This is a genomic window from Nostoc sp. PCC 7524 (genome assembly GCF_000316645.1).
GTDB lineage: Bacteria > Cyanobacteriota > Cyanobacteriia > Cyanobacteriales > Nostocaceae > Trichormus.
Genome location: NC_019684.1, coordinates 3,446,201 through 3,458,864 on the forward strand (window position 1 = coordinate 3,446,201; position 12,664 = coordinate 3,458,864).

At 41.1% G+C, this 12,664-nt stretch carries 9 protein-coding genes; 4 read left to right on the top strand and 5 right to left on the bottom strand.

The window, feature by feature from the left end:
• Positions 1-52: 52 nt before the first annotated feature.
• Positions 53-592 carry a cytochrome b6-f complex iron-sulfur subunit gene (gene petC, locus NOS7524_RS13825; RefSeq protein WP_015139098.1) on the bottom strand — a complete coding sequence of 180 codons (540 nt, stop codon included), beginning with the start codon at positions 590-592 and terminating at the stop codon, positions 53-55.
• A 229-nt stretch (positions 593-821) separates the two neighbouring features.
• Between petC and NOS7524_RS13830 the strand changes: the two genes are divergently transcribed.
• Positions 822-1,130, top strand: coding sequence for a DUF3067 family protein (locus NOS7524_RS13830; protein ID WP_015139099.1), 309 nt, complete (start codon positions 822-824; stop codon positions 1,128-1,130).
• 225 nt (positions 1,131-1,355) lie between these two features.
• On the opposite strand, the gene NOS7524_RS13835 is transcribed toward NOS7524_RS13830, so the two are convergent.
• Both NOS7524_RS13835 and tatC read right to left on the bottom strand, forming a co-directional pair.
• Complete coding sequence (locus tag NOS7524_RS13835; protein ID WP_015139100.1) at positions 1,356-1,688, bottom strand: tRNA-binding protein; 333 nt, start codon at positions 1,686-1,688, stop codon at positions 1,356-1,358.
• 13 nt (positions 1,689-1,701) lie between these two features.
• On the bottom strand, positions 1,702-2,496 hold the full coding sequence (gene tatC, locus NOS7524_RS13840; RefSeq protein WP_015139101.1) for a twin-arginine translocase subunit TatC: 795 nt from the start codon (positions 2,494-2,496) through the stop codon (positions 1,702-1,704).
• A 760-nt stretch (positions 2,497-3,256) separates the two neighbouring features.
• Between tatC and NOS7524_RS13845 the strand changes: the two genes are divergently transcribed.
• The 3 genes from NOS7524_RS13845 (at position 3,257) to NOS7524_RS13855 (ending at position 10,234) form a co-directional block, all read left to right on the top strand.
• Positions 3,257-3,487, top strand: a complete 231-nt coding sequence (locus NOS7524_RS13845; RefSeq protein WP_015139102.1) for a hypothetical protein — start codon at positions 3,257-3,259, stop codon at positions 3,485-3,487.
• Positions 3,488-3,845: 358 nt separating this feature from the next.
• The gene (locus tag NOS7524_RS13850) at positions 3,846-5,183 is read left to right on the top strand and encodes a P-loop NTPase fold protein (protein WP_041555767.1); all 1,338 of its coding nucleotides are present in this window, start codon (positions 3,846-3,848) and stop codon (positions 5,181-5,183) included.
• Complete coding sequence (locus NOS7524_RS13855) at positions 5,153-10,234, top strand: nSTAND1 domain-containing NTPase (protein ID WP_015139104.1); 5,082 nt, start codon at positions 5,153-5,155, stop codon at positions 10,232-10,234. Before NOS7524_RS13850 ends, NOS7524_RS13855 begins: the two co-directional genes overlap by 31 nt.
• 149 nt (positions 10,235-10,383) lie before the next feature.
• Here NOS7524_RS13855 and NOS7524_RS13860 read toward each other — a convergent pair whose 3' ends face one another.
• On the bottom strand, positions 10,384-10,929 hold the full coding sequence (locus NOS7524_RS13860; protein ID WP_015139105.1) for a hypothetical protein: 546 nt from the start codon (positions 10,927-10,929) through the stop codon (positions 10,384-10,386).
• Positions 10,930-11,146: 217 nt separating this feature from the next.
• Positions 11,147-12,493 carry a trans-splicing intein-formed DNA polymerase III subunit alpha C-terminal partner DnaE-C gene (locus NOS7524_RS13865; RefSeq protein WP_015139106.1) on the bottom strand — a complete coding sequence of 449 codons (1,347 nt, stop codon included), beginning with the start codon at positions 12,491-12,493 and terminating at the stop codon, positions 11,147-11,149.
• Positions 12,494-12,664 lie beyond the last annotated feature (171 nt).

The following is a 12,664-nucleotide window of genomic DNA, read 5'->3' on the forward strand; positions in this document are numbered from 1 at the left end:
ATAGTCAATAGTTTTTACTATGGACTTTGGACTTTGGACTATTGACTAAAAATTAAGCCCACCAAGGTTCTTCATTGGTGCGGAAGTCGGTTTCTGTCCAAGCAGTTAAAACGATTTTGTCGTTTTCCACGTTGGCATGACTCAATGCCAAAGAACGTGGTGCAGGACCGCGCACCACTTTACCAGTTGCATCGTACTGGGAACCGTGACAAGGGCATTTAAACTTGTTTTCGGCAGCGTTCCAGGGAACAACACAACCCAGGTGGGTACAGACAGCATTGATGCCGTAATCGCCAATAGCTTCCTTACTTTCCACCACAATGTAAGTTGGGTCTCCCTTGAGTCCTTGAACTAGGGTGCGATCGCCTACATTATGGCTTTCTAGAAATTTACTGACGCTAACATCGTTGCCCAGTTCGTCTTTTGCTGTTGTACCGCCACCTGCACCACCACTAGCAGGTGGAATAAAGTAATTGACAACGGGATACAATGCACCCAGAGCCACACCGGTGACAGTACCAAAAGTTAGCAGGTTCATGAATTGACGTCTCCCCATATCGGGAACGTCCATAGATTCAGAAAATTGAGCCATAATCTACGCGCTCTTCGTGTATTTTTTTAAGCATCTTGACAAGCGGGCTAATACTTGAGCCACTCCTGTCTGAGTCGAAATGCCAACGTTGATCTCGATGCTGTACTTCTTTGTTTCAAGATATATCTAGCATCTATTTTGTTAGCATTACATTTCTTTATATCCTTATCATACTTGAGTTACGGAACTTAACATCATAACTAAATGTAAAATCTAGTTGAGCAAATCTATGACAGGACAGGAATTAAGACAACTTTTGGTAGATAAATGGGGACATTCCTATGATGTCCAGTTTCGGCGCACACAAGGCAAGATATTTTTGCAGGTGATGTGGAAATATCTTGAGCAAGCATCTTTTCCCATGAGTGAGACAGAATATCAAGAACATCTAGATGGTGTGGCGAATTATCTTCATGCGTTGGGTGGTGCAGCCCAGGTGCGGACATTCATCGCCCAAACACGCGATCGCCCCCGCCTTGGCAAAGCCGTCAGCATCCCTCTAGATTTAGGTGAACGTGCCTCGGAGTGGATAGTTTAACTTGCGATCGCCCCTTTTGGGGTCTTTTATTATTCAGTTTAAAATTTCTTATATAGCTGTGGACAAGGCGATTAGGACATGACAAAAAGCTCAAACTCATTCATGGCATGGATTTTACTATTGCCTATTGCAAGAGTGCCTATTGCCTTCTGCTATATGCTTGGATTCGCGTTGGTAATAACTATGACTTACATATGAATCACAAAAAATTATATAAATCAATGGCTACAAAATGCGTTTGCCCAGGGGTACATCTCTGTCTGGTTGAATTAAAGCAACTTCACCATCATCTAAAACTACACCCAATACCAGAACTTCAGACAAGAAATCAGCAATTTGACGAGGAGGGAAGTTGGTCACAGCTAATATTAATTTGTTGAAAATTTCCTCTGGTTGATACAGTTTGGTAATTTGGGCGCTAGATTTTTTAATGCCCAAATCACCAAAATCTATCCACAGTTTATAAGCTGGTTTTCTGGCTTTAGTAAACGCTTCTACTTGGATAACTTTACCAACACGAATCTCGACTTTTTCAAAGTCTTCATAGCTAATTGGCATTATTAATTGATCATTATTTACCTGTAAGTTTTACCAAACCAATACCACCAAAATAAAGACCCAGCACAGCACCCGCCAGTAGGCTTTGGGTGAGAGGATCTGTAGAAGGCGTGAGAACAGCGCCTAAAATGACTCCGCCCATAATGACAAATCTCCAACCAGCAAGCATGGTTGCTGAAGAGACAATGCCCAAATTAGCCAGTAACAATTGGATGATCGGCACTTGAAAGGCTAACCCAGTGCTGAACATTAACAGCAAGACAAATTCAAAATACTTATCAATTGACCAAATTTGTTCTACTACATCCGCGCCATAGCTGATAAAGAAATTCAAGGCGGCGGGAATCAGTAGTAAATAGGCAAAAACTAAACCAGCACCAAACAGGACACTCGAACCTAAAACTATCGGCCCCAGTAATCGGCGTTCACGGCGAGTTAGTCCAGGTAGCACAAACTGAATGACTTGGTACAGGATGAAGGGACTGGAAAGTACCAAGCCACTATAAGCAGCTACTTTTAGAGAAACAAAGAAATATTCGCCGGGGGCAAGTTGTAGAAATTTGACTCCCTTAGCTGGGACTTCTAGTAGCTGGACAATGGCTTTGACACCAAAGAAACAGCCAACAACACCCACAGCAACAGCAATCAATGAATAGAAAATTCGTTGTCGTAACTCTTCTAAGTGGTCGAAAAGAGACATTTCGACTTCATCTGGCAACTCATCTAGAGGATGATGTTCCGAGTTGCCGTATCCCTCAGTATCGATATCAGGAGTTTTTACGGTATCTACTTCTTGTGAAGGTGTCATGAGTCAGGTGTTAGGCAACATTTGTTAACTATTCTATCTGGGGAAGCAGCTACCTTGATAGGGCTTATACCTAATTTTGGATTTTGAATTGGGCAAAAATTTTGCTTTTGATAGGGAACAGGGAAGAAAGCATATGCGGTTTACTGAATTCTTATGCGCCAGCGCAGGCTACGCCAACAGAAATCAAATATGAGTCCTATAGATTACGGCTACTTAACTGGCAACATCAGATTATGATAAATATAGGGGAATTAATTGACTGTTGAAATTTGGCTTTAAACATAGAATTTGATTAAAGAGAGTCGCAACAGTTACTTTTGGGCGTAAATCAATTTAGATATTTTTGCTTTTTTTAGTTTTGCATCTGCTTAAATGATTGATCCAGCAGTATGCACATATATGGAACTGGTAGCTATTAATTACGTCTCTGCGGACAGTAGCATTGATTAAAGCAACATCACATCAATAGACCTCTACGAAAATGAATGTAGAGACGTTCTATAGAACGTCTCTACAAGGGTTTCAAACCACGCACATTTAATTACCGGAGATGTCTAATAAAAATCTACAATGCTGAGTTTGTTAAGGGACTTCCAAATAAAAAAATATCGACAATGTAGGGTGCGTCAGTGCAAGAAAACCTAACTATACCAAGAAATTAGTAAGACTGACGCACCCTACTAACTGAGTTTGGTAATTCCAGTTCAACAGGTGGCATCTACAAAATAACGCGATCACAATTTTTTTGACTGAGGTTCGTATGGATAGGAGAATTTATATTGGCATCATGGCATTGCCTATTTATCTATACAATGCTGGAGTCAATATTGTTATTAGTGATGATGCGCCAAGTTGCACAAATCAATTATTGGCTACAACGGCTTTGATGTCTGATGACACAAATACTAATTCACAGATAATTCCTGGTCAAATATCGACTAGAGACGAGCAAACAGAAGATTGTTTACGTCGTCGTACCTGTAAAGATTGATAGAGAATATTCATCTGTTCAGGGTACTGAAAATTTGAGGATAGCCAAAACCACAAATAAACTGTACCTAAGAGTACCTTTTTATTTGTGAAATATTTTTAATATTCATAACAATACATTGGGAAAAAACCGGGATTTTGACAATTTGTAATTCTCGGCTCATCTCGACTGCTCTCATCACAGCGAGTTATAACATTGGTGTGTAAAATCACAACAATATACCCAAAATACCCGGAATACTGCTAAATTATTGAGTAATTTGTGCGACAAGTGCTGAAATAAAGCATAAATTAACAAGAATAAACATATTCAATCAGCAGACTTTGTTCTCCCACTTCCTGAGTGAATGCGATTAGTTATGCCCCTAGATTTAGAAAAATTTTATCAGGCTTGCAATCCCAGCAGACCTCTAATGATGGGAAATTCTACCGATCGCAGGTATTATATCGATTTTGCGTCAGTGCGGGGCGGCAAAATTATTGAGGCTTTGCAGCGCACGATTACGCGCATTTCACCGAACGCACCCACCTGTCAGTTATTTACCGGACACCTGGGTTGTGGGAAATCAACAGAGTTGCTGCGACTCAAGGCGGAGTTAGAAGAACAGCAATTTCATGTCGTTTATTTTGAGTCTACCCACGTCTTAGAAATGGCGGATGTGGATGTGACTGATATTTTACTGGCGATCGCAGGGCAGGTGAGCGAGAGTCTGGAAGCGATGAAAATCCGGCTCAAACCCAATTATTTCACTAAATTGTTTAGTGAAGTGGTGGATTTTCTGCAAACACCAATTGAGTTGGGAGTGGAAGCGGAATTGTCGGTGGGGATTGCCAAAATTACTGCCAAAACCAAAGAAAGTCCCCAACTGCGCCGCCGCTTGAGAGACTACCTCGAACCCCGTACCCAAAATATTTTACAAGCGATTAATCAAGAACTATTAGAACGCGCTAACAAAGAACTTAAAGCCTTAGATAAAAAAGGCTTAGTAGTCATCGTGGATAATTTGGATCGGGTAGCAATTCGCCCTTTACCATCGGGGCGATCGCTGCCAGAATATTTATTTATCCAACGGGGTGAGCAGTTACGTAAACTCAACTGTCATGTAGTTTACACCATTCCCTTGGCTTTAACTTTCTCCAACGATAGCGCCGAACTGCAACATCGTTTAGGGGGTGGGGTTGCACCCAAAGTTTTACCCATGATACCTGTACGGTTGCGCTCTGGAGATATTTTCACTCAGGGATTGGAACTAATGCGCCAAATGGTTTTAGCGCGAGCCTTCCCTGACATCGAGCCGAGCGATCGCTTAAGCTTAATTACAGAAGTGTTTGATAACTTAGAAACACTAGATCGATTGTGCCTGATCAGTGGTGGTCATGTGCGCGATTTGTTGGGGTTGCTGTTTGACTGTCTGCGCGAACAAGATCCACCCTTTGGACGGGAGTGTTTGGAGTTGGTAATTCAAAGACAACGGGACTATCGCGCTAACCCTATTGACACCCACGAATGGGAGTTAATCTTCCAAGTAGTGAAGCAACAGAGGGTGAGAGGTGATATAGAATACCATACCTTATTGCGGAGTTTGTTTGTCTTTGAATACCGCGACCATCAAGGAGCTTGGTTTGCCATCAACCCAGTTTTAGCCGAGACACCCAAATTTAAGTCATGGTTGAAGGACAACTACCAGCAGATATAAGAGCAGCCAATGAGCGAGCCTTACAAAGTTTATGGAGAGCCATTACTCTTTCTTGTGGCCATTTTTCTGTGGCTCTAGTTTGCTGTAACTATCGAGTGCTGCAACAGCGCATCCTGCAACAACTCGATAAATTAGCGGCTGGGGTGGCTCGCATCCAAAAAGTTGTTTTACCCCACAATACGAGAAGTCTTTACACCGCCATCCATTTGCAGATGCCGAATGATGGTGTAGCGCCATCGGCTCTGATGATTTTAGGTTTAGAAACTGTAGATGAAATTGACGATTTATTAAGTTCAATTAACCATATTCGGGATGAATTTCCTAAGCGTCACTCATTTCCGATGATTTTTTGGGTAAATGACGAAGTTTTACAAAAAGTTGTGCGTTTAGCTCCCGATTTTGCTAGTTGGGCAGCCACACCGATTCGGTTTGAAATGACCACACCAGAATTGCAGCAATTTCTGCAACAAGAAACAGACTCTTTATTTAATCGAGTATTAGCCAACGATACAGCACAACACCGCCCACCAAAATTTACAGAAAATTATGCCACCCTAGAACAAGTCTGGGAACATAGCGATGAACTCCATTGTGCCATTAATGAACTGCACGATCGCGGCATTACTTTAGAGCCAGCATTACACGCCAGTTTAAAGTTTGTCTTTGGCTTAGATGATTATGTCACCGATCGCATTCATTATGCCCTAAGTAATTTTCAGCAAAGCTTAAAAATTTGGCAAAAGCTCCTAGAGAGGAGAGATGCTGGGGATATAGAGGATGAGGGAGTATTTTCTTCCCCATCTCCCCCCACTCCCCCATCTCCCCCACTCCTCCGACAAGGAGTATTACTTTTTTACATCGGCCTGTGTTACTTTCGTCTTGCTGAACAAAATCAGCTAGATAACCGTCGCTATTGGGAAGCTGCCAAATCTTGCTTTCAAGAATGCTTACAGATTTTACAGTTAGCGCGACGACCAGATATTGCAGCAGAATTTATTGGTCAACTTGCCGAAGTTTTAGAACATCTGCAAGAGTGGCCAGAATTGCAGCAGGTGGCGCGAAACTCCCTAGAGTTCCATCAAATCTACGGTAGCCAAATTCAACTGGCTTGTGACTACGGTTTTTTAGCACAGGTGGCGCTACAGGAATCACGGTGGATACAAGCTAGTATTTTAGCCCACGTTGCACTCTTGAAGTTAGCTGAAGCACAAAACTGTGACAGTGACCCCTATCATTGTTTGTTTCCCTTGTTGTTAGCGCAGATTTATTACTTAGTGTTAGCTAAAGCCCAGCACAAGATAGGTGAGGAAACAATTGCACGAGAGTATTTAGAAAAAGCTGCCAAAGAACTACCAACAGCATTAGAAAACAGCGCCCATCAATACGATGCCCATCGTTATATTAGAATGCTGCGGACATTGCGATCGCTCTACTTTGAAGCCGGTCGTTATTTAGAAGCCTATTGCATTCGTCAAAAACGCCGCTCTGTAGAACAGCAATATGGCTTTCGGGCGTTTATTGGTGCAGGGCGCTTGCAACCCCAAAGACAAGCTACGAATCCGGCTTTGTTATCACCTTCGGGAAGTAGTAGTGTCGCTTTAGAAATTGCTGCTTCTGGTCGAGAACGAGATATTAATAATTTAATTGGCAGAATTAGCCGCGCCGACCAAAAACTCATCGTTATACATGGCCCCTCTGGCGTGGGCAAAAGTTCCACCGTCACCGCCGGTTTAGTTCCCGCCTTACAAAATCGCGCCATTGGTGATCAAATTGCTGTACCTGTGGTGCTGCAAGTTTATACAGAGTGGGTGCGAGAATTAGGCAAATCTTTGAGTGTTGCTATTGCTCATCTTAATGGAGAGGGAGCGATCGCACCGGAAAATTCACCCGTTACTACCACCGAAATTCTGCAAAAATTACGTGAAAATGCTGATAACCATCTGATTACAGTGTTAATTTTTGACCAGTTTGAAGAATTTTTCTTTGGTTATAGCGATCGACAACAGAAACAAGCATTTGATCAATTTGTCAGTGATTGTTTGAATGTATCATTTGTCAAAGTTATTCTTTCCTTACGAGAAGATTATTTACATCGGTTGTTAGAGTTTAAGCATCTTTCCAACCTAGAAGCAATTAATAATAATATTCTCGATAAACAGATTCGTTATCAATTAAATAATTTTTCACCCGGATATGCCAAAGTAATTATTCGGAAATTAACAGAACGTTCTCAATTAAGTTTAGAACCAGATTTAATTGAGGCTTTAGTCGCAGATTTATCCACAGAACTAGGAGAAGTGCGCCCTATTGAGTTACAGGTAGTTGGCGCACAAATTCAAGATGAGCGCATTACTACTTTAGAACAATATCAACCTTATAGACCGAATAAACTCATAGAAAGATATATCAAAGAACTCATTAAAGACTGCGGACCCGAAAACGAGCGAGCAGCTTTATTAGTCTTATATTTACTCACAGATGAAGCCAACAAACGACCATTTAAAACCCGTGTTGAACTAGCAACTGAACTAGCAGAATTAGAAGATGCCAGCAAATTAGAATTAGTCTTAGATATTTTAGTTAGCTCTGGCTTAGTAGTATTATTTCCCGATGTCCCAGAACGTTATCAACTGATTCATGATTATTTAGTAGACTTAATTCGTTACTTGCAACAACAAGAATCAAGCCTACAGGCGCAACTCAATCAACTCCGCCATAAAGTTGAACAAAGTCAAACAGAAATTGAACGACTCAAAAGCGAACTCCGGCAAAAAAAGCAGCAAGCCAAACTCACAGACACTCAAATACCATCAGGATTAGATTTAGTTACCGAATTGCGAGAGTTACGCAAACGCGAAGAACTCAGTCAATTAGAAATGGAACAATTACGGGCGGAACTGAAAGAAAAAGAATTAACAGCCCAACTGGCAGAAAGCCAAAAACAACAACGCCTCAGTGAAGCTAAATTAAATCGTTCCCTCAAAATTGCCTTGACTGCTTCATGTTTGGCAATCTTGGGTTTAAGTATCTCTATAATTACAGCCGTAGATAATGAAATTAAAACCCTCAGTGTTTCTAGTGAGGCCTTATTTGCATCTCAAAAAGGTATTGATGCTCTCAAGGAAGGTATCAAAGCCGGCAGAAAACTACAACGGGCTGTTTGGGTAGATGCTTACACTAGGGAAAAAGTCCAGACAGCACTGTATCAGTCCGTTGCTGGAGTGAGAGAGTATAACCGCTTAGAAGGACATATCGCGGGTGTAAATAGTGCTACATTCAGCCCTGATGGCTCATTGATTGCTTCCGCTAGTGCAGATAATACCGTCAAACTCTGGCGTGCTGATGGTAGCTTCATTGCCAATTTGTCACAGCATAGTGATGTTGTGAATAGCGTGAGTTTCAGTCCTGACAGTCAAATAATTGTATCTACCAGTCAGGACTCTACAGTGAAACTTTGGACTCGCCAGGGTAAATTGCTACATACCCTAGAAGACCATCAAGATGGGGTAAATAGTGCCAACTTCAGCCCTGATGGACAGAACATAGCTTCAGCCAGCACCGACGAAACCGTGAAAATCTGGAGTCGGGACGGTAAATTAATCAAAACTTTGATTGGACACCGTGATGCAGTTTTAGGTGTGGCTTGGTCGCCTGATGATCAGAAACTAGCTTCTGTAGATACTGATAAAACTATCAAATTATGGAGTCGGGAAGGGAAATTACTCAATAGTTGGAAGGGACATGATGATGCCATTTTAGGTTTAGCATGGTCAACCGATGGTCAAATTATTGCCACTGCCAGTTTAGACAAAACTATCAAACTCTGGAGTATGCAAGGGAAACTACAAAAAACCTTATCAGGTCATACTGCGGGAGTCACCAGCGTTAGTTTTAGTCCCAATGGTCAAACTATTGTTTCTGCCAGTATCGACGAAACCATGAAACTGTGGAGTCCTCAAGGTCTATTGTTGGGAACATTGAAAGGACATAGTGGCTGGGTGAATAGTGTGAGTTTTAGCCCCAACAGTCGCAGCTTAATTTCTACCAGTCGTGACAAAACAGTAAAACTCTGGCGTTGGGACGAAGTGTTACAGCGTCACCCCAAAACTGATGGTAATAACTGGGTAACTAGCATTAGTTTCAGCCCCGATGGTCGTTATTTAGCGGCTGGGAATCGAGACAAAACTATCAAAATTTTGAGTCGAGACGGGCAATTGTGGAAAACTTTTCCTAAACATGAAGATGAAGTTTGGGGTATAGCATGGTCAACCGATGGTCAGATCATTGCCTCAGCTAGTAAAGATAAAATGGTCAAGTTGTGGTCTCCAGATGGTCAATTACTTCAGACCTTAGTAGGTCATGAGGATACAGTCTTCGGTGTAGCTTGGTCGCCAGATAGTCAGATGTTGGCATCAGCTAGTAAAGACAAAATGGTGAAGTTGTGGAGTCGAGATGGTAAACTTCTTTACACCTTGGTAGGTCATGAAGATGGTGTAAATTGGGTAAGTTTTAGCCCTGATGGTCAATTACTAGCTTCCGCCAGTGATGACTTAACAGTAAAAGTCTGGAGTCGAGACGGTAAACTTCTGCATACCCTCAAAAACCACAGTCGCCGCGTTAACGGGGTAGCATGGTCACCTGATAGTCAAGTTTTAGCTTCAGCCAGTATTGATAGCACAGTCAAACTCTGGAGTCGGGACGGTAAGCTGTTAAAAAGTCTGTCTGGAGAGGGCGATAATTTTATCAGTGTGAGTTTTAGTCCCAATGGTAAGACTTTGGCAGCTAGTAGTGATGATAAAGTCAAGCTTTGGAATCGGGAAGGAACTTTACTAATAGCTTTGAAGGGAGACAAAAAAGAATTAACCAGTGTGAGTTTTAGTCCTGATATGCAGACAATAGCGGTTGGTAGTGGCAATGGTCAAGTAATTTTACGTAATTTAGATGATATTAAGTTAGATAAGTTACTGACACAGGGTTGTGATTTTCTCCAAGATTATTTCCAGACTAACTCAAAATTAACTCCGAGCGATCGCGCTTTATGTCCTAAATAGGTGACAACAATTCAAAATGTATAAACACAGATTGATACTGGGTGAAACATATGGTTTGATCCCCCTAAATCCCCCTTTTGAAGCTATCCATTATAAACAGAATATAAATTAATAGATTGTTTAATCTTTTTAACTCTCAATAATTAAGTCTACAAAGAGTTAATTCTTTTATAACTTCTACGCCATTTTTCCAGATTATCAATAGATATATATTTAGTGACAACATTAACACAGTCGCCGCGCCAATCTACTTCTGAATCTGTCGTAAAAACCCCGCATTCCAACTGTTCTGGGTGGATATCCCAATATTGACTAAATCTACTTTTTAAAGTAATTACTTGCTCAAATACCTTGTTTCTGTGCTTATTTCTGCGTTTTCTTTCTGTAGCTCCTGTTGCTTCAGTATCAATAAATTTTGTTTCTATTAAAAATAAATTACCTTTAAATGTTAAGTATACAAAATCACACTTTCCTAAATCAGTGTAATCTGCAATTGGAGACTTTTCAAACAACAGTAACTCATAACAGGAAGGAAACAAATCACGAATATTTAAAAATAGATACGCTTGTAATAGCAGTTCCTTATCATAGGGAAAGACAATCACTCCCTCAAAAAACTGTTTAATATCTTCCTGAGTTTGGGGTTGAGTTTTTTTGCAGTAAGATATAAATTTACTTAAGTCATTTGCAATCATTAAGTTTTAACTCCTTCCCCTAACTCTTGCTTAAATACTCATGGCATCAAAAAATACCACGCATTACAGGAAATCATCATCCGCATAAGTAACTAAAAAAACTATTAGTTTTGTAAACATCTACGGTAATATACGGGACTGGGGATTGGGGATTGGGGATTGGGGACTGAGTAAAAGATTATTCTTTTTCTCCTCTGCTCCTCTGCTCCTCTACTCCCTAACTACCAGTTAGCGATCGCAATTGTGCCGGGAATCTGGCGTTTTGCAAGGCTTGAACGGTAATCCGAGCATCTTGGACGCAAAATTGCCACCCTAAGCGGACTAATCTACGTGAGTTGTCAGATTGTATAATTCCGATCACGGGCATTTTGGCTTTTTCTTTGTCCCCTGAATGTTCCTGTAAAATTGTTTTCAAGCGATGCAGTTCTTCGATGTTACTCGCTTGTTGGGGATTTAATTCCACCATAACCATTTGCACTGTTTCTACTGGTTCTGCATCTTCAACAATCAATTGCACTTGTTCGTCTCGTCGGTCTACTTTACCCCAAATAATTAATCTGGCATCAACTTGCAATAGAAAACTTATGCGTTCGTAAGTTTTGGGAAACACCACGGCTTCTGTTTGCGAGGTTAAATCTTCGATTTGCAAAATCGCCATAGCATCGCCTTTCTTAGTCATCACCTTTTTGACACCGTTGAGCATGATCACCACACATAGTTTTGTGTCATCTCGCTGTTCATTCAACTGTGAAAGATTAATTGGTGTTAAAAGTGGTGCTACTTGCCTTAAAGATTTTAATGGATGGTCGGAAACGTAAAAACCTAATAGTTCTTTTTCCATCCGTAATTTTTCCTGCGGTGGATAATCATTCACTGGTTTGGCTTTGGGTGCAGAGTCAAAAGCGTTATTAGTTTTCTTCTCACTGGTGGCAGCGACACCTAATAAATCAAACAGATTTCCTTGGCCAGTGGCTCTATCTTTAGCACGGGACTGCGCCCAATCGTAAACTAATTCTAAATCTTGGATTAATTGGTGACGATTCGCTTCAATTTTGTCAAAAGCTCCGCAGTAAATCAATGATTCTAAAGTACGACGGTTGACAGTGCGAAGATCAACGCGATCGCAAAAATCAGCCAGAGATTTAAATACTCCACCCTCATCCCTAGCTTCCAAAATAGCAGCGATCGCATTCTGTCCTACATTTCGCACAGCCGAAAATCCAAATAAAATCTTTCCCGCCGCAGGTGTAAAGTCCACTCCAGAGCGATTAATATCTGGTGGTTCTATTTGAATATTCATACTCAGACAGGTAGAAATATATTTCTGTACCTTGTCTGTGTCACTACTGTTAGCCGTCAGTAGCGCCGCCATGTATTCCAATGGGTAATTAGCTTTGAGATAGGCAGTTTGATAAGTTACATATCCATAGGCGGTTGAGTGGGATTTATTAAAACAATTAGAAGCAACTAAACCGTTTCTGATGACAAAATTATGGTCACGCTCCACCCCGATGTCATAGACATTTTCTTTACCTATATACTTACGTGTAACAACTTTAACCATAATCTTTGAAACCTGATCAAGAGAATAAATAAATCTACGTGATATACAGAATTTTAGACTAGGCGAGGTGGGAGTGAGGAGAGACAAGGGAGACAAGGTAGAAGTTTTTGCCTAGTTCCCAATCCCCAATCCCCCCCAATATGTACTAAAATCAATGACTTGAGTCACTGA

What these genes read in the sequence shown, in the direction of transcription:
- NOS7524_RS13830 (WP_015139099.1), top strand. Translation starts at nt 822, where the DNA reads ATGACAGGACAGGAATTAAGACAACTTTTGGTAGATAAATGGGGACAT.
- NOS7524_RS13860 (WP_015139105.1), bottom strand. Translation starts at nt 10,929, where the DNA reads ATGATTGCAAATGACTTAAGTAAATTTATATCTTACTGCAAAAAAACT.
- NOS7524_RS13865 (WP_015139106.1), bottom strand. Translation starts at nt 12,493, where the DNA reads ATGGTTAAAGTTGTTACACGTAAGTATATAGGTAAAGAAAATGTCTAT.
- NOS7524_RS13835 (WP_015139100.1), bottom strand. Translation starts at nt 1,688, where the DNA reads ATGCCAATTAGCTATGAAGACTTTGAAAAAGTCGAGATTCGTGTTGGT.
- NOS7524_RS13850 (WP_041555767.1), top strand. Translation starts at nt 3,846, where the DNA reads ATGCCCCTAGATTTAGAAAAATTTTATCAGGCTTGCAATCCCAGCAGA.
- NOS7524_RS13855 (WP_015139104.1), top strand. Translation starts at nt 5,153, where the DNA reads ATGGTTGAAGGACAACTACCAGCAGATATAAGAGCAGCCAATGAGCGA.
- tatC (WP_015139101.1), bottom strand. Translation starts at nt 2,496, where the DNA reads ATGACACCTTCACAAGAAGTAGATACCGTAAAAACTCCTGATATCGAT.
- petC (WP_015139098.1), bottom strand. Translation starts at nt 592, where the DNA reads ATGGCTCAATTTTCTGAATCTATGGACGTTCCCGATATGGGGAGACGT.
- NOS7524_RS13845 (WP_015139102.1), top strand. Translation starts at nt 3,257, where the DNA reads ATGGATAGGAGAATTTATATTGGCATCATGGCATTGCCTATTTATCTA.